Origin of the sequence: Tardiphaga sp. (assembly GCF_041424195.1) — a bacterium.
Lineage (GTDB): Bacteria > Pseudomonadota > Alphaproteobacteria > Rhizobiales > Xanthobacteraceae > Tardiphaga.
On record NZ_JBGMOE010000228.1, the window covers coordinates 87,906 to 109,196 of the forward strand.

Here is a 21,291-nt window from a genome sequence, read left to right on the forward strand (position 1 = left end):
CACCAACTCTGCATCACCGAAGGAATACCAATGTTCAAGAAGACCTCGTTAGCCGCCGTCACGCTGATCGTCACAACCTTCGGCACCGGCGTCGCGTACGCCCACCCCGAATTCCAATCGGCGGAACCCGCCGCAGGGAAGTCGTCTCCTTCGCCGAAGCAGATCCGAATCCTGTTCAACGAGAGCGTCATCCCGCAATTCTCCGGGATCGAACTGAAGGACCAGGCCGGAAAGGCGGTCGCGACCGGAAAGGCGACGACCGATCCCACCAACAAGAAGCTGATGATCGTGCCCCTGAAGGATGAGCTGGCGCCCGGCGACTACAAGGTCGAATGGCACGCGGTGTCCGACGACACACACAAGGTGAAGGGCAGCTACTCCTTCGGCGTGACGCGCTGATGATCGATCTCGGGCTCGTCGTCGCACGTTTCCTGCACTATGCGGCATCGACCACGCTGGCCGGGGCGGCGTTTTTTCCGCTCTACGCCTATGCCTACGCGGGCGCCGAGCCTGAGATGCTCGGCCGCTGGAGGGGCAAGGTCCTGTCGTGGTCGGCGCTCCTCGCTCTGATCAGCGGTCTCGCATGGTTCTGCTTCTCCGTGGCCAACATGAGCGGCGCTCTCGCGGACGTCGCGGATCCGGAGGTTCTCTCGTCCGTGCTGCATGATACCGGCTTCGGCGTCGTTTGGACGGCGCGGATGGTTCTCGCGGTCGTCATCGTCGCAGCCGCGCTTCTGCTGCCGTCGCGGTCGACGGTGTGGCGTGATCTCCTGATGTCCTCCCTCGCGGCGGGGCTGCTTGCCTCGCTCGCCGGTGCGGGCCATGCCCAGATCGAAGAGGGATGGCAGAGCGTGCTGCACATCGCAGCCGACGCGGCGCATCTCCTCGCCGCGGGCGCGTGGCTCGGGGGACTGGCGCCGCTGGGGTTCATACTGCTCGGCTATGCGGGGATTAAACCCGCTCCATGTGCCGTTGACGTCGACGGGGTGCTGATGCGTTTCTCCGGCATGGGCTACGCCGCCGTGGCGACGCTCGTCGGCACCGGCTTGGTGAACAGCTGGCTCCTCGTCGGATCGGTGTCGAGCCTGATGAACAGCGCCTACGGGCAGATACTCATGGCCAAGCTGGCCTTCTTCGCGGGAATGCTCGCGCTTGCGGCGGCCAACCGGTTCTGGCTGGTGCCGGCGCTGGAGGCCGCCGGACGCGGCGGCACGGGCGGCATCGATGTCTGGCGTGGTAAATTGCGGACGCACGTCCTCAGCGAACAGGGGCTCGGCCTCCTGGTCCTGCTGTGCGTGAGCGTACTGGGAACGATCCGGCCGGCGATCGGACAATGACCGGCGAGAGCGGTCGCCATCCCGGCGACCGGCAAGACTGGAGAACTGCCATGAAGATGGACGCACACATGCAGAAATGCATCGACGATTGCCTGCGCTGCTACCAAACCTGCTTTGGCATGGCGATGAATCATTGTCTGGAGAGCGGAGGAAAGCACCTTGAGCCCGCGCATTTCAGGCTCATGACGGCGTGCTCCGAGATCTGCCGCACGTCCGCGCATTTCATGCTCATGAGTTCTCCGCATCACAAGCATCTATGCCGCGAATGCGCGGAGATCTGCACCGAATGCGCCACTGATTGCGAACGCGTCGGCGGCATGGAGGACTGCGTGAAGGCCTGCCGGGCATGCGCCGAAAGCTGCCGCGCGATGGCGGCCTGAGCCGAGGGGAGGCCCCCGGGCCTCCCCTCCCAATGACCCATGGATGATGGAGAAACCGGATGAAGATGAGCTACGCCCGCTTCGGCGCTATGATCGCTACCTCGACGGTCGTAATGTTCGGCCTGATGTACCTCAACACCTACGCCTTGGACCACGTATTCTACAGCCAGACCCGCACTTGGATGGCGCTGCTGATGGGAGCGGTCATGGCCATCATCATGCTCGCCTTCATGCTCGCGATGTATCCCAGCCGAAAAGCCAATGCGGGAATCGTAATCGCGGGCGTCATCGTCTTCGCTGCTTCGCTCTGGCTCGTCCGGAGCCAGCAGACCGTGGACGACGTTTCCTACATGAAGGCGATGATTCCTCATCATTCGATCGCCATCATGACCAGCGAGCGCGCCCACATCCGGGATCCCCGCGTGCGTAAGCTCGCCGACGGCATCATCGAAGCGCAGGTCCGCGAGATCGCCGAGATGAAGCGGCTCATCCAAGACCTCGACGCCAATCCTCCCGCCGCCGGCGCGCCCGACCTGCCAGCCCGCCCACCACAATAGGCGGATGGTCCCTTGCACGAACCACTCAAATCCATGACCTCGATGCGCAACGGCGAGACGAATCGGCCAGGCCGTGATCTCCGTCTAGACCTGTTCCGGGGACTCGCGAACTGGGCGATCTTCCTCGACCACATTCCGAACAACGCCGTCGCATGGCTTACGACCCGGAACTACGGCTTCAGCGATGCCGCCGACATCTTCGTTTTCATCTCCGGCTACACGGCGGCCTTCGTGTACGAACGGCGGATGGCGATTCAGGGCATCTTGGCCGGCACGGCGCTTCTGCTTCGTCGGGTCTGGCAGCTGTACGTGGCGCACATCCTTCTGTTCGTTTTCTATGCGGTGGCTATCGGCTACGTCGCGCAGCGCGGCCACTCCCATCTTCTGGACGAATTCAACGTGGCCGGACTGATCGAGCAGCCGGTCGCCACGCTTTCTCAGGGGCTATTGCTGAAGTTCAAACCGCTGAATCTGGACGTACTGCCGCTGTATATCGTGATCATGGCCGGCTTTCCGCCGCTGCTGATCCTCATGCGGCGCGCGCCGGACTTGGCATTGGGGGCTTCCTTCATCGTCTACTTGTCGGCGCGTTTCTTCGGTTGGAACTTTTCGGCATACCCGTCCGGCGGCTGGTACTTCAATCCTTTCGCATGGCAGCTTCTTTTCGCAATGGGTGCATGGGCGGCGCTGGGCGGTCGGACGCGGGTGCAGGCCCTTGCACGGTCGCGGGCGGTCCTTGTCGCGAGCATCGCCTTCGTGGCCTTCGCTTTCGTGGTCACGTTCGCCGTCCGTTTCGGCATCACCGGATTTCTGCCCGCTGGATTAATCGACGTGTTCGATCCGAACGACAAGACCAATTTGGCGCCGTACCGCGTCGTCCATCTGCTGGCTCTTGCGGTCATCGTGGTGCGGCTTCTCCCCAAAGACTCGTCCATCCTGCACTCTGCGTTGCTGAAGCCGGCGATCGTCTGCGGTAAACGGTCGCTCGAGGTCTTTTGCGTCGGGATATTCCTTTCGTTCATCGGCCACTTCATCCTCGACATGTACTCGAACGGCCTCGTCACGCAGATCGCCCTGAGTGCGGTCGGCATCTCCCTGATGACCGCCGTGGCGTTCTACCGGACCTGGTCGCGGACGCTGGATGCGCCCTCGGCGAACGCAACACGGCCAGCCGGTCACCAGGCGGAGCAGGAGGCGGTCACATGACTAGACGCTGGGTCGCAGGCATCTTCGCAATATCGATCGGTCTAGGTGCCGTGGCGCTGTACTTCGGCGCCGGTGCCTATGACATGGGAGCCGACGCGCCGCATTGGGAAGTCACCCGGCGGGCCATCGAACTGGTCCGCGACCGCTCGATCGCCGCACATGCGAAGAACATCGATCTTCCCGAACTTCAGGACGAGAAGCTTGTGTCGAAAGGAGCCGGCCAATATGCGGCGATGTGCGTGAACTGTCATCTCGCGCCCGGCATGGCGGATTCCGAGATTCGGCCGGGCCTCTACCCGCAACCTCCGAACCTGTCCGAACAGCGCATCGATCCGAAACGGGCGTTCTGGGTAGTGAAACACGGACTGAAGATGAGCGGCATGCCGGCCTGGGGCATCGGTCATGACGACGACACCATCTGGTCCATCGTCGCGTTCGTGACGCGGCTGCCGGGTCTGTCTGCCGACCACTACAAAGAAATGGTGACCAACGCCCCTCCGGACGAGGAGATGGGCAATATGAAGATGGACGGTGACAAGAGTTCGCCGGGCAAAGCCAAGGACCGCGCCGACGAGGGCGGGTCCAAGCCCGTCCATCCGCATTGACGATCGACGGCTGGATGCAAGCATCCGCTTGTGGGAGAACGGAGCCGCACAGCGGAGGGGCGATGCCTTCCCGGCAAGAAGAAAGATTGGGCGGGATGGCGTACGACGGGGCCTCCGGGCGGCTGAGATACTCGATCGAGGCCTGGCGGACCGATCCGGGCGCCACGTACCGGACTTGGTTTCTGTGGGAGGAGCGGCTGAAGAATTTCCGGTCCATCCGCCGCGGCATCGAGCAGGTCGTGCGTCAAATCGAGGACGGCACCTTTGGCAACGTCTACAAGGGATCTTCCCTTGAAGTCGCCGTGAAGTCCGTCGCAGAGCAGCGACAGATATTCAAGGGCGCCGACCATGCGTTTCTCTGGAAACCGAAGCTGCGGATCCCCGACATCTACGAAGATGCCGACAACCAGCGCGCCTTTGGGCGCTTTCTCGACACGTGCGCCTGCTGCTCGACCGAAGAACAGGTGCTGGACGCCGTGTTGGCGCTCGACGGCCGCAAGATCAAAGGTCTGGGTCCCGCGGCGGCGAACCTGCTCTATTTTCTGCACCCCACGATCGCGTCGCCATTCAATACGGCGATCGTGAAGGGTTACAATGCCGTCACCGGTTCGAAGGTGAAGCTCGGCAGCTGGCCCGACTACCTGGCAATGCGGGCCGGCGTGCTGCGGCTCAACGCCCAGCATCGCGATCTTCTTTCCAACGATCTGGGCGCGATTGCGGGCTTCCTGTTCGACGTCGGGACGGGGCGCTACCCGGCGCCGCCGCTCGAGGGGGCCGACGGCGTCGCAGCTTGGGAACGCGACTTAGCAAAGGTCCGCGAACGAGCGGCTGCCCAGGCACCGGGCCGCGAGATGGAGACCGACCGGACCCACACAGAGATGCAGGGCCTGCTGCGCGACATCGGCTTTGGCCTCGGATACGACGTCTGGATCGCCGCCAACGACCGCAACCGCGCCTACGGCGGCGGACGGCTGTCGGACGGTTGCGCCGGCGACCTCAGCCCCTTCGACGGTTCGGCCGGAATAGATGCCGTCAGGCTCATCGATGTGCTCTGGTTGGACAAGCGGGACGGAGCCATCCATGCCGCCTTCGAGGTCGAGCATACGACGTCGATCTATTCAGGCATCGTCAGGATGCTCGATCTCGCGCTTGGGCCTTGCGGCCCGCTCTTGAAGGGGATCTTCCTCGTCGCGCCGGACAGCCGCGAAGCCGATGTCCGGGCGCAAATGGCGAGGCCGGCGTTCGCGGCCGTTGTGGACCTGGACGTCCGGTATCTCGCCTACGGCGAGCTGGAACGACATCGGGAGTCGATCATCCGTTTCGGAGAAGGCCTGAAGGCGGTCAGGTCGATTTCCAAGAGTTTGCCATGAGGCCGTCGCGTCAACGCCACCTTGAACGGCGCACCATCGCCATACCGACCATTTTAACGAGAGGATTGTTCCATGCATGAGATCGCTCTTCCGACACGCCGAAACGTGCTGGCGCTGCTGGCCGCTGGCCTTGTCATGCCGATGTCGGCACGCGCTGAGGCGCCGGCCATGCTTGTCCACAAGGATCCCAACTGTGGCTGCTGCGGGGGATGGGTGGAACATCTCCAGGCCGAAGGATTCGTCGTGACGGTCGAGGAAGCCGTCGATCTGCGGCCGATCCGCGCGCGCCTCCGCGTCCCGCAGTCGCTGTCATCCTGCCACACGGCGGAGGTCTCCGGCTACGTCGTCGAGGGACACGTGCCTGCGGCGGCCATCCGACGGTTGCTCGAGGCGCGTCCCACTGCGCTGGGACTGGCCGTCCCCGGTATGCCGGCTGGGTCGCCGGGAATGGAGAGCGGAACGCCCAAACCGTACGACGTCGTCCTCTTCACCTCGGACGGTCAGCGGCCTTTCATGCGCTTCGTCGGCTCGAAAAGCGTCATTTGACGTCATCCGTTGAAAGAAGCGACAAATACGACGGCCCTGGTGTGCAGCGCGGTCGACTCCGGCATTGAAGCGTCGTTGCACCGGATGTGCCGTCGTCAGGTGGTTGAGACCCTGAGTCGAAGATTCCATTAAGCCCGTTGTGACAGATTGCGCGCCCGGAGATGATCATGTCCAATGCGCGCGGCCACCCCAATAGACGGCTATCCGTAGCGACGGGCTTCTTCGTCGCGATGGTCTGCCTCACGATCGTCGGAGTGAGCGCCTGGCGAGAATTGGGTTCGCGGGCAGCCGACCTGAAGAACGCCGAGGTCGAAACTAGCAACCTCGCGCGTTCGCTGACGCAATACGCGGACGACACGTTCGAATTGGCCGACAATTTCCTGATGTCGACGGTAAGCCGCCTGGAGATGGACGGCGGATCGCCTTCCGCGGTCGCACGGCTTCGAAAGGTGCTGGAATCGCGCAGACCCGGGCTTGGACGCATCCGGGGCCTTTTCGTATACGACAGCGCCGGCCGATGGCTTGCCACGTCGGAGGATATCGATATCGGAGGACTCAACAACAGCGACCGGGAGTACTTCGAATTCCACCGGAGATCCTCCGACCGCGGAACACATCTCGGGAACCCGGTGAAAAGCCGGTCGGGCGGCCAATGGGTCGTCACCGCGTCCCGGCGCTTCGACAACGCCGACGGATCCTTCGCTGGAGTCGTCCTTGCGACCGTGGACGTCGCCCATTTCTCACAGTTCTTCGGTAGTTTCGACATCGGACCGAACGGCTCGGTCTCCATGCTGAGCACGTCCGGCATCATGTTGGCCAGAATGCCGCAAGACGAGTCCTACATCGGCCGCGACATGTCGGCGACGGAACTCATCAAGGGCCTTCGTGCGCGTTCGCGAGAAGGTGTCTACTACTTCCGGTCGCCGTTGGACGGGCGTGAGCGACTGAGTTCATACATGGTGAGCTCCCGCTATCCGTTGGTTCTTTTGGCGACCAAGGCAAAGGACGACGTTCTCGCCGGCTGGCGGCAGGAAGCGACGAGCAGGATGATCTTCATGGTCTGTCTGACGTCGGTGATCGCGATTATCGGCCTGTTTCTTGTGCGCCAATTGGCTCAACGCCAACGCATGGTAGCCGCCCTTCGCGCCCGGGAAGCTGACTTCCGCCTGTTGGCGGAGGAATCCAGCGACATGGTGATGCGGGTCGCGTTAGACGAGCGGGTTGTGTACGTTTCTCCATCATGCTCGCGCGTACTTGGTTGGGATGCGACGTCGCTTCTAGGCACGCCCGCGTTGGGCGGGGTAAATGCGGAGGATCTGCCCCGGGTCGAGCAAGCTGTCGCCGACCTTAAGCGGGGCGTCATCGAAGAGACCAAGATCGTCTACCGCACCCGGCATCGCGAAAAAAAGGAAATCTGGCTGGAAACGGCGCTGCGAGCGACAAGGAGCCCTGAAACTGGCGAGATCGACGGTGTCGTCGCGATATCGCGCGACATGACGGAGCATAAGGACCTGGAACGGAAACTTGCCGCCCTCGCGACGACCGATAGCCTGACGGGGCTCGCCAATCGGCGGCAATTCGACGAAAGGCTTCAGGAGGAGTGGGCGCGCGCGACAAGGGACGGCACGCCTTTGTCGTTGCTCATGATCGATGTGGACCATTTCAAACGCTTCAACGATCACTACGGACATCAATCCGGCGATGGGGCACTGAGGGCGCTGGCGGCCATTCTTGTTTCAGAAGCCCTCCGGCCGGCCGATCTTCCGGCAAGATACGGCGGCGAGGAGTTCGTGATGCTGCTGCCCAACACGGATCTGCAAGGCTGCGAACGTGTCGGTGACCGCGTCCGCAGCGGCTTGCACGAACTTTCGCTACCCCATGTGCAGAACGCGCCGTCCGGAATAGTGACCGCGAGCGTCGGCGCCGCGACGGCTTGGCCGGGCCTGGCCGGAGCAGGCCAAGCGATGCTCGTTGCAGCCGCGGACGAGGCCATGTATTCGGCCAAGGAGGCGGGGCGGGACCGGCTGGTCAGCGCCCGGCAACCGAGGAAGTCGTCGAGAGTCGCAGAAGAAGCGGGCGCGCCCGTGAATTGAGGGCAATGCAATGGTAGAGGTCGAGAATGCGGAGCATGTGATCGCAAACGCGATCTATGGTGCCTTCAGAAATCATCCCGCGAAAGACGAAAGACAAGCCAGGCTGGACGTTCTCAGTCCGGACACCTGCGTGAAGCTTGCAAAGGCAGTTCTGCTCGACCTGAAGGCTAAAAGGTTGAAGATCTTACCCGACAACGACTGAGCCTAACAATCGACCAAATCCATTCGGATTAATTCGTATAGACGGATCGCCGCCGTCGGCTGGCGAACTTGTGAATTGTCGCCTCTTCACATGCGACCCCTTCCATGTGATCGTTCCCTCATGAATCTGCGCCGTATCATCGGACGTATGCTCGCGGTCTTCGTGATCGCAGGGCTGGCGTTTGCGCCCTTGGCCAGCCCAGCGGCGGCAAAACGCGTGGCTGCGGCGGGGATGACCGATATGTCGGCCACGTCGGCAGACATGCCGTGCTGCCCGGACGAACAGAAGTCCGACGGCTGCAAGGACTGCCCCTTGCTCGCGATGTGCATGCTCACGATCGCACAGGCCGAGCCTGCGACGGTGAACGGCATCGGAATCTTCTTCGGGATCCGGCGGCTGGCTTTCGCGTTTGTGGACGTCGCGGCCGATCAGCTTGTCGGCGATCCTCCGGACCATCCTCCCCGAACCTTGTCCTGATCGGCGTTTAGACGCCGTCTGCCACCGCTGCGGCCCGAAGCCGCGCGGATAGAAGCATGCCGCCTTGGCGGTAAATCGGGACAACGAGGATTTCACAATGAAGAACTACAACGCTACGCGCGCCCTACGGGCCGCGGCTATCGGCATTGCCGTGGTCGCTGCCGGCACGTCCGCCCGCGCCGACGTCAAGGACTACGAATTCCAGCTGGTAGACAAGACCGTCAAGAAAGGCGAGGCGGTCATCTCGGTGCGCCTCGTCCACAAGCCGGACGGCAAACCGGTGCCGGACGCCGTGATCTTCGCCAAGCGGCTGGACATGGCTCCGGATGGCATGGAGTCGATGAAGACCACCATCGATGCGATGCCGAGCACGGAGCCGGGGGTCTACAAGTTCAAGGCCGCCGTGACGATGGAGGGCGGCTGGCAGTTGTCGCTGGGGGCCAAGGTCCAGGGAGAGACCGGGACGGTCGAGAGCAAGCTCGTCCTCAAGGCGACGCCGTGACACGGACGGTCTTCGTCGCGCGACTTGCAGCAGTCGGAGCGGCCACGGCATTGCTGTGGTCGTCTCCTGCCGCGGCTGCCGACAGGAACGAACTCGGAGCGACGGTGGAGAGCGTCGTCGCGTTCGCGCGGCGTCTCAATCCGACCGTCGCCGCCGCGTCGCTCGATTTCGACGCGGCGACGCACCGCATCGGGACGGCGGGTGTCATGGCCGACCCGACACTGATCCTGGAGGCATGGGACGTCGGTCGTCAGGGCGTCGGACAGCGCCGCATCGGCTTCGACCAGGAGATCAAGCTCTGGGGCAAATACGGCCTGGAGCGTGAGATCGCGCGCTCGGACGCCGACGCGGCGAAATTCCAGGGACGCGCGACCGTCGTCGAACTGGTCGCGCAGGTCGTGGCCGCGCACGGCGACTACAATGCCGCCTATGAGGCGATCGGAATCGCGACCGACATCAAGCGCCGCTACGACGAGATCCTCGGCCTGCTGCGCTCGCGGTACGGCACCACGTCGGTCGATCAGCAGGATGTCATCAAGGCCGACATCGAGGCGGCCACCGCCGAGGGAGATCTCGTTCGGCGGCAGGGCGAACTGAAGTCGGCCGCCGCACGCCTCAACGCCCTGATCGGCCGCCCGTCGATGGCGCCCTTGGCGGCGCCGACCGGCTTCCGGACCTTGAAGGCGATCGGCCTCCCGCAGGCGCAGGCGCTCGGGCGGTCGGCTAACCCGATGCTGGCGCTCGCCGGCGCCCAGAGCAGTTCGGCGGCCCAGACGAAATCTTTGACCGATCTGAACTACTACCCGGACGTCAACGTCGGCGCGAAGTACGTGCAGCGTCCAGGCACGGAGGACACCGGCGAGTTCACGCTCGGGGTCAAGCTGCCGCTGCACTACGACGTCAAGGATGCCGAGCAGCGCGCGGCTGGCGCGCGTCTCGGCGCCGCACAGGCCCGCAGCGAGGCGCTGCGGCTCCGGATCGACGGGCAGATCGCAGATGTCTGGTTCGGCGTCGACGCGCTGCGCAAGGTCGTCCAGATCTACGCGTCCCGCCAACTGCCGCCGGCGCGTTCCTCGGTAGACAACTCCAGGAACGGCTTCCAGGCCGGCTCGTCCGATCTCTCATCGGTCTTCGAGTCCGAGCGGAGGTACCGCGCGGTCCAACTCGACCTGCTCAAGCTCAAGGTCGATCTGCAATCGAAATACGCCGAACTCGAGCGCCTGGCGGGAGGTTCGCTATGAGGCGTTCATCGAGCATATTTCTGGTCGCTGCAGCGGCATTGGTCGCCGGCGCTGCAGGGCTTGCCGTCGGGCGGTCGAACCATCCGCTGCCGGCGTGGCTGTCCGCCGTGCTCCCCGCGGCGGCCGACCCGGGCCCCGTGCGACCGGCGCCGACCGGACCGATCATCTACTACCGCGCTCCGGACGGTGCGCCGAAGTATTCGCCGGCGCCCGCGAAGACCACTTCGGGCAAGGAATATCTGGCCGTCAAAAGCAGCGAGGACGTGAGCTTCGAGGAGGCGCCGCAGGAGGCGCCGCCGGAGGCGATGGAGGCAAAAGGCGGTCAGCCGGGCCGCATTCGTTTCTACCGAAATCCGATGGGTCTGCCCGATACGTCGCCCACGCCGAAGAAGGATTCGATGGGGATGGACTACCTTCCGGTCTACGAAGGCGAGCAGGACGACGACGCGTCGATCAAGGTCAGCGCGGGAAAGCTGCAGAAAGCGGGCGTCCAGACCGAAACCGCCGAGCTCCGCACCCTCAACACGATGGTCAGGGCACCCGGAACGGTCCAGCAGGACGAGCGGCGCGTGTCGGTCGTGTCGCTCCGGTTCGAAGGCTTCATCGACACTGTCGGAGACGTTACCACCGGCTCGCACGTGCGGAAGGGCCAGCCACTGATGCGCGTCTACGGGCCCAATCTGTCCAGCGCCGCCGCCGAATATCTATCGGCGCTGAACGCCCGCTCCGATGTGGGCATCAACGGCCAGGCATTGAAGGGCGCGCGCCGGCGCCTGGAAAATCTTGGCGCGCCCGATGGCTTCATCGCGGACATCGAGCGCACTCGCGAGATTCCCGTCTATCTGAACTGGCCCGCGCCGCAGGACGGCGAGATCGTTGAGCGGACCGCCGTCAACGGGATGCGGGCCGCCCCGGGCGACATCCTGTTCCGGATCGTCGACCGAGGCGTGGTCTGGGTGATGGTCGACGTCGCGGAGCGCGATCTGGCGCTGCTGGAGGTCGGTCAGAAAGTCGTCGTTCGGCCCCGGGCGTATCCGGACCGCCCGTTCACGGGAAAGATCGCGGTGATCTATCCAAACCTCAGAGCCGAGACCCGTACCGCGCGGATCAGGGTCGAACTTCCCAATCCGGACGACGTTTTGCGGCCGGACATGTACGCGGACGTCGAGATCGCCACGGGGACCGAAGCTCCCGTCGTGACGGTTTCGAGCAGCGCCGTGATCGACAGCGGCGAGCGACAGCTGGTGCTTCTGGACAAAGGCGACGGCCGGTTCGAACCGCGCGCGGTCAAGCTCGGACGTCGCGGAGACGGCCGGGTCGAGATCAAGGAGGGGCTCGCCGGGAACGACAAGGTCGTCGTCTCCGCGAACTTCCTGATCGACGCCGAAAGCAACCTGAAGGCCGCGCTCAAGGGCCTCGATACCGGGGAGAAACCCCAATGATCGCGCGCCTCATCGACTGGTCGGCCCGCAACCTGATGCTGATCCTGATCGGAACGGTCTTCGTCGTCGCCGGCGGTCTCTATGCCGTGCAGCACTCCGCGCTGGACGCCATCCCCGACCTCTCCGACACCCAGGTGATCGTCTATACCGAGTACAAGGGCCAGGCGCCGCAGGTGATCGAGGACCAGGTGACCTATCCTTTGACGACGGCCATGCTGACGGTGCCGAAATCGAAGGTCGTTCGCGGCTTCTCGTTCTTCGGCGTCTCGTTCGTCTACATCATCTTCGAAGACGGCACCGACATCTATTGGGCGCGCTCGCGTGTCTTGGAATACCTAAATGCCGCGGCACGCAAGCTTCCCGCCGGCGTCACGCCGACATTGGGCCCCGACGCCACCGGGGTCGGCTGGGTCTATCAATACGCGCTGCAGTCCAAGGACAAGTCGCTGGCGGACCTGCGGTCCATCCAGGACTGGACCATCCGCTACGGCATCTCCAAGGCGGAGGGCGTGGCCGAGGTCGCCAGCGTCGGCGGCTTCGTCAAGCAGTACAACATCGTGGTCGATCCGAACCGGCTGAGGTCGCTCGACATCCCGCTGGCCAAGGTGCGGGACGCGGTGCGCGGCAGCAACATGGACGTCGGTGGGCGCACCGTGGAGCTCTCGGAATTCGAGTTCATCGTGCGGGGCAGAGGCTACGTCAAAAGCCTGTCCGATCTGTCGAACATCGTGCTCAAGGTCGACAAGGGCGCCCCTGTGCTGTTGAAGGACGTCGCGCGGATCGAGCTTGGTCCTGACGAGCGGCGGGGAATCACCGAACTCAACGGGGAAGGCGAGGTCGCCAGCGGTATTGCCTTGCAGAGGTTCGGGCAGAACGCGCTCGACGTCATCGACAACGTGAAGTCGCGGCTGGCCGAGATGGCGTCGGCGCTGCCCAAGGGCGTCGAGATCATACCAGTCTACGACCGCTCCGACCTGATCCATAGCGCCATCGAGACGTTGAAGCGCACGTTGACCGAGGAGAGCATCGTCGTCGCCCTGGTTTGCATCGTCTTCCTGCTGCATGTGCGCAGCGCGCTCGTCGCCATCGTCATGCTGCCGGTCGGGATCCTGATGGCGTTCGGCGCCATGAAGCTGCTCGGGATCGGCTCCAACATCATGAGCCTGGGCGGCATCGCGATCGCGATCGGCGCGATGATCGACGGCGCAATCGTCATGATCGAGAACGCCCATAAGCATCTCGAGAGGGCTCCGCCGGACAAGCCGCGTCTCGAGGTCCTGATCGAGGCCGCGAGCGAGGTCGGCCCGGCGTTGTTCTTCAGCCTGCTGATCATCACGGTGTCGTTCCTGCCGATCTTCACGATGGAGTCTCAGGAAGGGCGTCTGTTCAGCCCGCTGGCGTTCACCAAGACATTCTCCATGGCGGCGGCGGCGATCCTGTCGATCACCTTGGTGCCGGCGCTGATGGTGCTGTTCGTGCGCGGCCGGATCGTTCCGGAGCACAGGAATCCTATCAACCGCTTCCTGATCTGGGTCTACCGTCCCCTCATTCGCGGCGTACTGAAGGCCAAGACCTTGACGATCCTGCTGGCGATCGCCGCCTTGGCCGTCAGCCTTTGGCCGGCGCGCCAGCTAGGGACGGAGTTCATGCCGAGCCTGAATGAAGGCACGCTGATGTACATGCCGACGACGTTGCCGGGCCTGTCCGTGACCAAGGCGGCCGAGATCCTGCAGACGCAGAACAGGATCATCAAGACGTTTCCCGAAGTGGCGTCGGTGTACGGCAAAGCCGGCCGCGCCGAGACCGCGACCGATCCGGCGCCGACCGAGATGTTCGAGACGATCGTCAATCTCAAGCCCAAGGAGCAGTGGCGGGCAAGGATGACCGTCGACGGCCTGATCGCCGATCTCGACAAGGCGTTGCAGTTTCCAGGCGTCTCGAACGCCTGGACCATGCCGATCAAGGCCCGTACCGACATGCTCGCGACCGGCATCCGCACGCCGATCGGCATCAAGGTGCTGGGGACCGACCTGGTGGAAATGGAGAAGCTGGCCCGTCAGATCGAGACCGTGGTCAAGGCCGTCCCCGGCACGTCGAGCGCCTACGCGGAGCGCGTCATCGGCGGCTACTACCTGGACGTCGTACCCGACCGGGAAGCTCTCGCACGCTACGGCCTGATGGTCAGCGACGTGCAGGACACGGTGTCGTCGGCCCTGGGCGGTGAGACGATCACCACGACCGTCGAAGGTCGGGAGCGCTACGGCGTCAATCTGCGCTACCCGCGCGATCTGCGCAGCGACCCGCAGTCGATCGCCCGGGATGTGTTGGTCGGGCTACCGGGCGGGGGCACCGTCCCCCTGGGCGAGGTCGCCGCGATCAAGCTGACGCGGGGACCCACGTCGATCCGGACCGAAAACGGCCAACTCGCTGTCTATATCTTCGTCGACATCCGGGACCGCGATCTCGGCGGCTATGTCGCCGACGCCAAGGCTGCCGTGGCCGCCAGCGTGCAGTTTCCGCCAGGAAACTACGTCGTCTGGAGCGGCCAGTTCGAATATCTGGAACGTGCGACCGCGCGGCTGAAGATCGTCGTGCCCGTCACGCTGCTGATCATCTTCCTGCTGCTGTATTTGAACTTCCGACGCCTGACCGAGACGTTGATCGTGATGCTATCGCTGCCGTTTGCCCTCGTCGGCGGACTGTGGCTGATGTGGTTGCTCGGCTTCAATTTCTCCGTCGCCGTGGCCGTCGGCTTCATCGCGCTGGCCGGCGTGGCCGCGGAGACCGGCGTCATCATGCTGATCTATCTCGATCACGCAATGAAGGAGATCCAGGCTGCCCGTGCGGCGGAAGATAGGCCGTTCACGCGTTCCGACCTGAACGCGGCCATCATGCTGGGCGCGGTCGAACGGGTCCGTCCGAAGATGATGACCGTCGTGGCCATCATGGCCGGCCTGATCCCGATCCTGTGGAGCACCGGCACGGGGTCGGAAGTCATGCAGCGCATCGCGGTGCCGATGATCGGTGGCATGATCTCATCGACGATCCTGACGCTGATCGTCATTCCGGCCGTCTACGCGCTGATCAAAGGATTCAGGCTGCCCCGAGGCCCGGGAGCCGAGGTCCCGGAGGCGCTGCCCAACGGCGCGGCCAGCGAAGATAATCGGTCCGACCGGCCACAGGCGGCCGAATGATGCTTCGCCGGCCCACCGTCCGCTTTCTCCGGATTCAGTATTTTGGCGGCCGCCTGTAACCGGTTTACCAGCGGCCTAGCGTTGCTGGGGCGCATATTCGGAGACCAGGCTCGCCGACCGGTCACCGGCATAACTCTTCTTGTAGGATTCGCCAGCACGATCGGGTGTCCTCTGATCACCGTGGCGTCGCTACGATCGGTTGGCGTGGCTAATGCCTCGCATGGGCCGCCGCGCACATCGTGATCGGCCTGTCCCTCAACCTGGCACGAAAGGTTAGGTGCCGTATCCAGGAATCTCGATACTTTTGTTCGCGAAGATAATTACGGCTATTCGGATTTCCGTGTGGAATCCTGGTTCGGGCCGACGCGGCTAGGCCGCTTCGGACACCGCGGTTCCGGGACGACGCACGGGCCACTGCCCCACGTTGACGTCCCCAGGCGGCCTGCCCCGCCTGTGGGCCGACATGGCCCGATCCAGTATCTTCTTCGCCGCGTTGACGTCGCGATCAATCGTCGCGCCGCACGCGCAGCGGTGCATCCGCTCCGCCAACGTCTTCACGACCTTCGATCCGCAGGACGAACAGTCCTGCGACGTGTTGCGGGGATCCACCTTCACCACCATCCCACCGGCTCGTTCGGCCTTGTACGATAGCAATTGGATCAACCGTCCCGGTGCAGCATCCTGCATCGAAATGCGTTGTTGGCGTCATTATCGATCTTCATTCCACGCCGCGCGACCGGTTTCATCGCGGAGCGCTTAAGACGCCTTGAGTTCTTTGATCATTTCGGGATGACGATTGAGAAGCGTGATCAGTTGGACGGTCGGCCCGCTCGGCTCGATCAATCCGCGTTCGTACTTGTCGAACGCCTTCGGCCCGACGCGGAAGACCGCGCCGGCCCGGCGCTGCGAGAGTCCCAACTTGGTCCGGAATTTGCGGATCGTCTCGGGCGTCGGGATGCCATCGACCTGCTCCTTGAGAACCCGGAGGGCGAGATCAACGACGCTCATGTCGTCGCCGACGTGCACGCCGTCGCCGCCGTTCTTCGGATAGTAGCCGGGCAGCTTCACGACGACGCTCTTGCCTTTGTATGCCACCTTGAACGGACGCGTGCCTCGGCTCAGCGCCTCGCCGGTCTCCGGAGAGGGCATCGTCCTGGGAAGAGTTGCCGCTTTCGGCGCCATGATTACTTCTCCTTGAAGGATACGACGGTGAACGCCGTCACCACGTTCGACTGAAACTTGACGTACAGGACCAGTCCGTCGTCGGCAGGAACGTGGTAGACGTCCTGCCAGACTTTATGGTCCGCCTTCGTCGTCATCGATTTTAGAAACATCTTCCGCTCGATGCTTGCCACGATCAAAGAGACCGCTTGACGGTCGAAGCCGAGGGCGGCCGCGTCCTGCAACGCGCTCGTCGTCATCGCCAGCGTTCTCGCCGACCCCATGACCGCCTTGATCTCAGCCAGATCGTAGGTCGGCTTCCGCTTGTCCATGGACTAATACTTGCCACCATAAAGGTGGCACGTCAAGATCGTCGAGCATCGGCCGTTGGGTGGGGTGGCCGCCATTGCGGCGGTCCGGAACGCCGCATCGGCCCGAGCCGCACTGCTTGGGCGAGCAGGCCTCCCGAAAGCATGGTCGCGGCGGACACCAGCGACGTCGGGCCGCCTGTCCGCCCAGCCGAGCCTACCCGACCCGAACTGGATACGCGTAGGACGCCACCGAAATAGCGAAGACCGTCCGCCATTCAGGTTTAACCTTCGTCGCTCTCGCGGATGCGCATTGAGGCGGACTTTTCGGGCGCCCGTTGCTAGACCGTGCATCGGCGGGATCACCGCCTCAACCGGGCGGGGAAATCGTGGACAAGGATCTGTCGGCGTCCGAACAAGAACTTAGGGACCGCGAAAACGAACTCCGGGAAGTGCAGCGGATCGCGATGGTCGGCGGCGTTGTCGTCGACCTGCGCGACGGGTTCAAGAACCGCCGTTCTCCGGAGTATCTAGCCATTCACGGATTGCCGCCGGAGGCCGCCAACGAGACCCATGAAGATTGGGTCGCGAGGTTGCATCCGGACGATCGCGAGCGGGCGGAACGACAGTTCCTCGAGCTTTTGAAAAGCGGCGCAGACCGCTATTCGTCCGAGTACCGCATCGTTCGCCCGAGCGACGGCGAGGTCCGCTGGATCGTGGCCGCCGCCCGGATCGAGCGGGACGCCGACGGCCAGCCGCTGCGGATGATTGGCGCGCACATCGACATCACGGAGCGCGCCCTTGCCAGAGAGGCGCTGCGGGAGAGCGAGGAGCGTTTCCGCCTGATCGCGGACAGCGCTCCGGTTCCCATGTGGGTCACCCGCCTCGACCGCACCCGATCGTTCGCCAACAAGGCCTACCTGGAATTTCTAGGTCTGGGCTACGAAGAAGCCCTGGCCTTCGACTGGCGGACCATCCTTCACCCCGACGACGCGGCCCGCGTGGTCCGGGAGAGCGTAGCAGGCGAAGCGTCGTTGAAGCCGTTCGTCCTCGAAAGCCGTTACCGACGATCGGACGGGCTCTGGCGTTGGGTCCGGTCTGAGTCTCAGCCCCGCTGGGATCCGGCGGGCAGGCTCATCGGCTTCATCGGGGTCGCCCACGACATCACGATCGCTAAGGAGGCGGAGCTCGAGCTGCGCGTGCTCAACGAGACTCTCGAACGCCGGATCGAGGAGCGGACCGCGCAACTGCATGCGAACGAGGCCCACCTGCGTGCGATCCTGGAGACCACGAACCAGTATCAGGCCCTGATCGGTCTCGATGGCAGGCTGGTCTTCGCCAACGCGGTCGCTCTGTCCGGCGTGGATGCGGAGGCGAAGGATGTGCTGGGTCTGCCCTTCTGGGAGACGGCGTGGTTCGCCGCGACGCCGGGAATGCCTGAAAGGATCAGGGTCCACACTCGCTTTTAAATGACCCGTTCCGAATTATTGGAACGCGTCGGCCACCAACAACGTCGCTGTGGTCAGCAACCCCATGACCGGCGCCCAGCGTGGGCAGCGGAAGCTGCCGGCCGGCGCCGGATCGCCGCGCCAGTGCATCTTAATCAGCGCGGCATTGACCACCGCGAAGATCAGCAGCGTCAGGCGCGAGGTCAGATCGGCGAGGCCGACCAGCGGCACCGCCAGCGCCAGCAGCAGAATGACGGCGACGCCGACCAGTGTGGCCGCGACCGGCGTGTGGGTCACGGGATGGATGCAGGCGAGGACGCGCGGCAAGCTGCCCTGTTCGGCAAGGCCGAACAGCACGCGGCCGATCATGATGACGTGGACGATAATGCCGTTAAGCGTCGCCACCACGGCGATCGCGCTCATGGTGATCAGTGGCAGGCCGGTGAGGCGCGCGAACACCAGCGCCAGCGGTGCCGGCGATTGCGCCAGCGTTGCGGGCGGCACCGCGATCACGGCGATCCACACTACCAGCGCATAGATCAGCGCAGTGAGGCCGAGGGTGATGAACAGAGCGCGCGGCAGCGTGCGGTTGGGCTGCTGCATCTCCTCGGACACGTTGACGAGATGCTCGAAGCCGATGAAGGCGAAAACCGCGATCAGCGAGGTACCGGCAACACCGCTCCAGGCACCGACTTCGCGCAAGGTCGGCAACATTTCCGGCAGCCGCAGGATCACCTCATCGCCGAGCGTCAGCCCGGCGCCGATGATCAGCACCAGCCCGCCGATCTCGACCACCGTCATCACACCGGCGAGCGATACCGATTGCACGGTGGCGAGGCAGCCGACCGCCCCCATATTGAGCACCACGACAGCGATGATCCAGCCCGGCGGCAGCGGCACGAACACGCCGATATAGCCTGCGCTGCCGGCGCTGATGGTGGCGGCCGACACCACTGCGGCCGCGACTACCAGGAGACCGACGGCGAGACTGAACCAATCGCGTCTGAAGGCCGCCTGCACATAGGCCGCCTCGCTGGCACTGACCGGCATGCGGGTGCCGAGTTCGGCGAAGGACGCGGCGGTGAAGGACATCACCAGCGCGGCACCGATGAAGGCCAGCGGCGCATGCATGCCGCTGCGGCCAGCGGCGACACCGACCAGCACATAGATGCCCGCACCAATGGTGACGCCGAGACCGTAAAGCACCGCATGGGTCAGTGTCAGTGCCTTCAACAGCCGTGGCGAGCCCGGCGCGGTGACCGTCGCGTCGGCGGGGTGAACGCTCACAACCCGTCTGCCGCGCGCGACGTGTCCGTTGTGGCGGCGGGCGCCGGCAGCATGCGCCGCAGGGTTCTATCATGCAAAACACAGTGATGCAGCAGCGCGGCCGCCGCATACAGCGCGGCCGCGGCTATCAGCGCATGCGCCATCAGTTCGTGAACCTCTTTCAGCGTGTGCGCCAGCGGTCGGTCTGCCGCCCAGGGCGAGGCGATCTGAGCCAGGTCGAGCAGCGGCAGACTGCCGCCGCGCGCGAACTGCACGGCGATGCCGACCAGCGGCACCGTGATCAGGAGGCCATACAACGCGACCTGCGTCAGCGCGGCCGCCCGCAGACGGCGCGAGGTGGCCGTAGTGACGATTGACGACGTCGGCGGCGCGTCGACGCGCCAGCCGAGCCGCTCCACGGTCAGAAGCAGCACCAGCATTCCGGCGGTGATGTGCAGCGACAGGCCCAAAGCTTGCGACGACTTGCCGGGCAGATCATCGCCGAACACACCGAGCAGCCAGGCGAAGGAGACCAGCAGCACCGTGATCCAGAGCGGCGACTGCACGATGAAACCGTAACGCAGCGACGAATTGAGCAAAACCATGGGGCGTCTCCGGTCGTGACGGTAAGCGTTGCAGATCTACCAGCGCCATCCCCTGCGGGCCGGGCCGAGCGCTTCCAGCTGCGCCTTCTGGCGCTCATTGAGCGCCGCATAGAACTGATCGTAGCTCGGCTGCATTAGCGCCACGGCTTCCGCGAGGCCTTCGAGCCGGCGCTCCATGCGATCGAGTTGGGTGGCGGTGGTCAACTGGCCGGAGTCGGCACAGCCGGCGGCGATGGCCTGTTTGGCTTGCAGCGAGACATCGGCCAATTGCCGCAGCAATAGAGCCTGGCCGTCATTGGGCTGCAGGAGCCGGCTGATCCAGGCGATCCGCCATTCGACCAGGCCGATGGCGAGCGGCGAGCACAGCCGTCGCACTCCGCCGGGCCCCATTGCGCCGGGCCCGTTTAGTGCGCCGGGAATCAGCACGCTTTGGGCTGGAGCCGCCGAGCTGAACGCCATCGACAGGACGAGGATTGCAATCAGGCGTATAAAAAACGGGCATGGGTGACCTCCGTCGGACCCCCGCCTAGCACCGCTCCCCACATACCAAGTTGACGCACATCAATTGGGATGGGGCGCAACGTGACCACGCTGCGCCGCCGTCATCGCGCGGCGACCACCGAGGAGATTCCATGCGCAGTGTTCACGTCGAACGTCACCTGACGGCCCGGATCGGCTGGCTGCGCGCCGCCGTGCTCGGCGCCAATGACGGCATCATCTCCACCGCAAGCCTGATCGTCGGCGTGGCCTCAGCGCACGCCACCACCAGCAACGTGCTGCTCACCGGCATCGCCGGGCTGGTGGCCGGCGCGATGTCGATGGCCGCAGGCGAATATGTGTCGGTGAGTTCGCAGTCGGACACCGAACACGCCGATCTCGCCCGCGAGCGAAAGGAGCTGGCCAGCGACCCGGTGTTCGAGCGAGAGGAACTGGCGCAACTCTATCTCGCGCGCGGCGTCGAGACCGGTCTGGCCCGCGAGGTCGCCGCGCAATTGATGGCGAAGGATGCGCTCGGCGCCCATGCGCGCGATGAACTCGGCATTTCGGAAATCACCACGGCGCGTCCGGTGCAAGCTGCGATGGCCTCGGCGGCAACGTTCACCGTCGGCGCAGCGGCGCCGCTGTTGCTGGTGCTGGTGGCGCCCGCGACTCATCTGGTCGCGATCGTGTCCGCCGGAGCCTTGCTGTTCTTGTGCGTGCTTGGCGCCATCGGTGCCAAAGCGGGCGGCGCCGGTCTGCTGCGCCCGACCTTGCGGGTGGCATTCTGGGGCAGCTTCGCCATGGCTATTACGGCCGCCATCGGCGCGGCATTCGGCACCGTGGTGTGAGCCACAAACTGCGGCGCATAGAG

The 21,291-nt window shown here is 64.4% G+C and carries 22 protein-coding genes and 2 pseudogenes; 18 read left to right on the forward strand and 6 right to left on the reverse strand.

Going from position 1 to position 21,291, the window contains the following annotated elements:
• The first annotated feature begins 30 nt into the window (after nt 1–30).
• From copC to ACEK02_RS32105, 16 genes and pseudogenes are all read left to right on the forward strand, one after another.
• The gene (gene copC, locus ACEK02_RS32030) at nt 31–399 is read left to right on the forward strand and encodes a copper homeostasis periplasmic binding protein CopC (RefSeq protein ID WP_371425755.1); all 369 of its coding nucleotides are present in this window, start codon (nt 31–33) and stop codon (nt 397–399) included.
• Complete coding sequence (gene copD / locus ACEK02_RS32035) at nt 399–1,337, forward strand: copper homeostasis membrane protein CopD (RefSeq protein WP_371425757.1); 939 nt, start codon at nt 399–401, stop codon at nt 1,335–1,337. The genes copC and copD overlap by 1 nt, the downstream gene beginning before the upstream one ends.
• A 50-nt stretch (nt 1,338–1,387) precedes the next feature.
• A complete protein-coding gene (locus tag ACEK02_RS32040) occupies nt 1,388–1,717 on the forward strand; it encodes a four-helix bundle copper-binding protein (RefSeq protein WP_371425759.1) in 330 nt (109 codons plus the stop codon).
• Nucleotides 1,718–1,782: 65 nt separating this feature from the next.
• Nucleotides 1,783–2,274: a DUF305 domain-containing protein gene (locus ACEK02_RS32045; RefSeq protein WP_371425907.1), complete on the forward strand. Its 492-nt coding sequence runs from the start codon at nt 1,783–1,785 to the stop codon at nt 2,272–2,274.
• Nucleotides 2,275–2,307: 33 nt separating this feature from the next.
• Entirely contained in the window at nt 2,308–3,480 is a 1,173-nt protein-coding gene (locus ACEK02_RS32050; RefSeq protein ID WP_371425761.1) for an OpgC domain-containing protein, read from the forward strand.
• A complete protein-coding gene (locus tag ACEK02_RS32055; protein ID WP_371425763.1) occupies nt 3,477–4,085 on the forward strand; it encodes a cytochrome c in 609 nt (202 codons plus the stop codon). The genes ACEK02_RS32050 and ACEK02_RS32055 overlap by 4 nt, the downstream gene beginning before the upstream one ends.
• Nucleotides 4,086–4,180: 95 nt before the next feature.
• Nucleotides 4,181–5,455 carry a type II restriction endonuclease gene (locus tag ACEK02_RS32060; protein ID WP_371425765.1) on the forward strand — a complete coding sequence of 425 codons (1,275 nt, stop codon included), beginning with the start codon at nt 4,181–4,183 and terminating at the stop codon, nt 5,453–5,455.
• A 72-nt stretch (nt 5,456–5,527) separates the two neighbouring features.
• A complete protein-coding gene (locus ACEK02_RS32065; RefSeq protein ID WP_371425767.1) occupies nt 5,528–6,001 on the forward strand; it encodes a DUF411 domain-containing protein in 474 nt (157 codons plus the stop codon).
• Between the two features lie 167 nt (nt 6,002–6,168).
• Nucleotides 6,169–8,094, forward strand: coding sequence for a diguanylate cyclase domain-containing protein (locus ACEK02_RS32070; protein WP_371425769.1), 1,926 nt, complete (start codon nt 6,169–6,171; stop codon nt 8,092–8,094).
• A gap of 10 nt (nt 8,095–8,104) precedes the next feature.
• Nucleotides 8,105–8,296, forward strand: coding sequence for a hypothetical protein (locus ACEK02_RS32075; protein ID WP_371425771.1), 192 nt, complete (start codon nt 8,105–8,107; stop codon nt 8,294–8,296).
• 147 nt (nt 8,297–8,443) lie between these two features.
• Entirely contained in the window at nt 8,444–8,773 is a 330-nt protein-coding gene (locus ACEK02_RS32080; protein ID WP_371425773.1) for a hypothetical protein, read from the forward strand.
• A 97-nt stretch (nt 8,774–8,870) separates the two neighbouring features.
• Nucleotides 8,871–9,275 carry a FixH family protein gene (locus ACEK02_RS32085; RefSeq protein WP_371425775.1) on the forward strand — a complete coding sequence of 135 codons (405 nt, stop codon included), beginning with the start codon at nt 8,871–8,873 and terminating at the stop codon, nt 9,273–9,275.
• The gene (locus tag ACEK02_RS32090) at nt 9,272–10,516 is read left to right on the forward strand and encodes a TolC family protein (RefSeq protein WP_371425777.1); all 1,245 of its coding nucleotides are present in this window, start codon (nt 9,272–9,274) and stop codon (nt 10,514–10,516) included. Before ACEK02_RS32085 ends, ACEK02_RS32090 begins: the two co-directional genes overlap by 4 nt.
• Nucleotides 10,513–11,958 carry an efflux RND transporter periplasmic adaptor subunit gene (locus tag ACEK02_RS32095; RefSeq protein WP_371425779.1) on the forward strand — a complete coding sequence of 482 codons (1,446 nt, stop codon included), beginning with the start codon at nt 10,513–10,515 and terminating at the stop codon, nt 11,956–11,958. The genes ACEK02_RS32090 and ACEK02_RS32095 overlap by 4 nt, the downstream gene beginning before the upstream one ends.
• A complete protein-coding gene (locus tag ACEK02_RS32100) occupies nt 11,955–15,152 on the forward strand; it encodes an efflux RND transporter permease subunit (protein ID WP_371425781.1) in 3,198 nt (1,065 codons plus the stop codon). Before ACEK02_RS32095 ends, ACEK02_RS32100 begins: the two co-directional genes overlap by 4 nt.
• A gap of 78 nt (nt 15,153–15,230) precedes the next feature.
• A pseudogene (locus ACEK02_RS32105) lies at nt 15,231–15,361 on the forward strand (MFS transporter); the annotation flags it as partial.
• Between the two features lie 160 nt (nt 15,362–15,521).
• On the opposite strand, the gene ACEK02_RS32110 reads toward ACEK02_RS32105, so the two are convergent.
• From ACEK02_RS32110 to ACEK02_RS32120, 3 genes are all read right to left on the reverse strand, one after another.
• Nucleotides 15,522–15,839, reverse strand: a complete 318-nt coding sequence (locus ACEK02_RS32110; RefSeq protein WP_371425783.1) for a zinc ribbon domain-containing protein — start codon at nt 15,837–15,839, stop codon at nt 15,522–15,524.
• A 69-nt stretch (nt 15,840–15,908) separates the two neighbouring features.
• Nucleotides 15,909–16,334, reverse strand: a complete 426-nt coding sequence (locus ACEK02_RS32115) for a type II toxin-antitoxin system MqsA family antitoxin (protein ID WP_371425785.1) — start codon at nt 16,332–16,334, stop codon at nt 15,909–15,911.
• 2 nt (nt 16,335–16,336) lie between these two features.
• Nucleotides 16,337–16,645 (reverse strand): type II toxin-antitoxin system MqsR family toxin, encoded by a 309-nt coding sequence (locus tag ACEK02_RS32120; protein WP_371425787.1) that lies wholly within the window; start codon nt 16,643–16,645, stop codon nt 16,337–16,339.
• Nucleotides 16,646–17,010: 365 nt separating this feature from the next.
• Here ACEK02_RS32120 and ACEK02_RS32125 point away from each other — a divergent pair.
• Nucleotides 17,011–18,072 (forward strand): annotated as a pseudogene (locus ACEK02_RS32125) (PAS domain-containing protein); the annotation flags it as partial.
• A 33-nt stretch (nt 18,073–18,105) separates the two neighbouring features.
• Here ACEK02_RS32125 and ACEK02_RS32130 read toward each other — a convergent pair.
• Genes ACEK02_RS32130 through ACEK02_RS32140 form a run of 3 tightly spaced genes read right to left on the reverse strand, consistent with a single transcriptional unit; the run spans nt 18,106 to nt 20,330 of the window.
• The gene (locus tag ACEK02_RS32130) at nt 18,106–19,356 is read right to left on the reverse strand and encodes an APC family permease (protein WP_371425789.1); all 1,251 of its coding nucleotides are present in this window, start codon (nt 19,354–19,356) and stop codon (nt 18,106–18,108) included.
• Nucleotides 19,353–19,940, reverse strand: a complete 588-nt coding sequence (locus ACEK02_RS32135; RefSeq protein WP_371425791.1) for a cytochrome b — start codon at nt 19,938–19,940, stop codon at nt 19,353–19,355. Before ACEK02_RS32135 ends, ACEK02_RS32130 begins: the two co-directional genes overlap by 4 nt.
• A gap of 36 nt (nt 19,941–19,976) precedes the next feature.
• Nucleotides 19,977–20,330 carry a Spy/CpxP family protein refolding chaperone gene (locus ACEK02_RS32140; RefSeq protein WP_371425792.1) on the reverse strand — a complete coding sequence of 118 codons (354 nt, stop codon included), beginning with the start codon at nt 20,328–20,330 and terminating at the stop codon, nt 19,977–19,979.
• Between the two features lie 242 nt (nt 20,331–20,572).
• Between ACEK02_RS32140 and ACEK02_RS32145 the strand changes: the two genes are divergently transcribed.
• Nucleotides 20,573–21,268 carry a VIT family protein gene (locus ACEK02_RS32145; protein WP_371425794.1) on the forward strand — a complete coding sequence of 232 codons (696 nt, stop codon included), beginning with the start codon at nt 20,573–20,575 and terminating at the stop codon, nt 21,266–21,268.
• Nucleotides 21,269–21,291: the final 23 nt, after the last annotated feature.

Excerpts from the sequence above, each read along its gene's own strand:
- ACEK02_RS32120 (WP_371425787.1), bottom strand. The coding sequence starts at position 16,645 with ATGGACAAGCGGAAGCCGACCTACGATCTGGCTGAGATCAAGGCGGTC.
- ACEK02_RS32055 (WP_371425763.1), top strand. The coding sequence starts at position 3,477 with ATGACTAGACGCTGGGTCGCAGGCATCTTCGCAATATCGATCGGTCTA.
- ACEK02_RS32100 (WP_371425781.1), top strand. The coding sequence starts at position 11,955 with ATGATCGCGCGCCTCATCGACTGGTCGGCCCGCAACCTGATGCTGATC.
- ACEK02_RS32080 (WP_371425773.1), top strand. The coding sequence starts at position 8,444 with ATGCTCGCGGTCTTCGTGATCGCAGGGCTGGCGTTTGCGCCCTTGGCC.
- ACEK02_RS32145 (WP_371425794.1), top strand. The coding sequence starts at position 20,573 with ATGCGCAGTGTTCACGTCGAACGTCACCTGACGGCCCGGATCGGCTGG.
- ACEK02_RS32110 (WP_371425783.1), bottom strand. The coding sequence starts at position 15,839 with ATGCAGGATGCTGCACCGGGACGGTTGATCCAATTGCTATCGTACAAG.
- ACEK02_RS32115 (WP_371425785.1), bottom strand. The coding sequence starts at position 16,334 with ATGGCGCCGAAAGCGGCAACTCTTCCCAGGACGATGCCCTCTCCGGAG.
- ACEK02_RS32095 (WP_371425779.1), top strand. The coding sequence starts at position 10,513 with ATGAGGCGTTCATCGAGCATATTTCTGGTCGCTGCAGCGGCATTGGTC.
- ACEK02_RS32085 (WP_371425775.1), top strand. The coding sequence starts at position 8,871 with ATGAAGAACTACAACGCTACGCGCGCCCTACGGGCCGCGGCTATCGGC.
- ACEK02_RS32050 (WP_371425761.1), top strand. The coding sequence starts at position 2,308 with ATGACCTCGATGCGCAACGGCGAGACGAATCGGCCAGGCCGTGATCTC.
- ACEK02_RS32070 (WP_371425769.1), top strand. The coding sequence starts at position 6,169 with ATGTCCAATGCGCGCGGCCACCCCAATAGACGGCTATCCGTAGCGACG.
- ACEK02_RS32135 (WP_371425791.1), bottom strand. The coding sequence starts at position 19,940 with ATGGTTTTGCTCAATTCGTCGCTGCGTTACGGTTTCATCGTGCAGTCG.
- copC (WP_371425755.1), top strand. The coding sequence starts at position 31 with ATGTTCAAGAAGACCTCGTTAGCCGCCGTCACGCTGATCGTCACAACC.
- ACEK02_RS32040 (WP_371425759.1), top strand. The coding sequence starts at position 1,388 with ATGAAGATGGACGCACACATGCAGAAATGCATCGACGATTGCCTGCGC.
- ACEK02_RS32060 (WP_371425765.1), top strand. The coding sequence starts at position 4,181 with ATGGCGTACGACGGGGCCTCCGGGCGGCTGAGATACTCGATCGAGGCC.
- copD (WP_371425757.1), top strand. The coding sequence starts at position 399 with ATGATCGATCTCGGGCTCGTCGTCGCACGTTTCCTGCACTATGCGGCA.
- ACEK02_RS32140 (WP_371425792.1), bottom strand. The coding sequence starts at position 20,330 with ATGGGGCCCGGCGGAGTGCGACGGCTGTGCTCGCCGCTCGCCATCGGC.
- ACEK02_RS32065 (WP_371425767.1), top strand. The coding sequence starts at position 5,528 with ATGCATGAGATCGCTCTTCCGACACGCCGAAACGTGCTGGCGCTGCTG.
- ACEK02_RS32045 (WP_371425907.1), top strand. The coding sequence starts at position 1,783 with ATGAGCTACGCCCGCTTCGGCGCTATGATCGCTACCTCGACGGTCGTA.
- ACEK02_RS32075 (WP_371425771.1), top strand. The coding sequence starts at position 8,105 with ATGGTAGAGGTCGAGAATGCGGAGCATGTGATCGCAAACGCGATCTAT.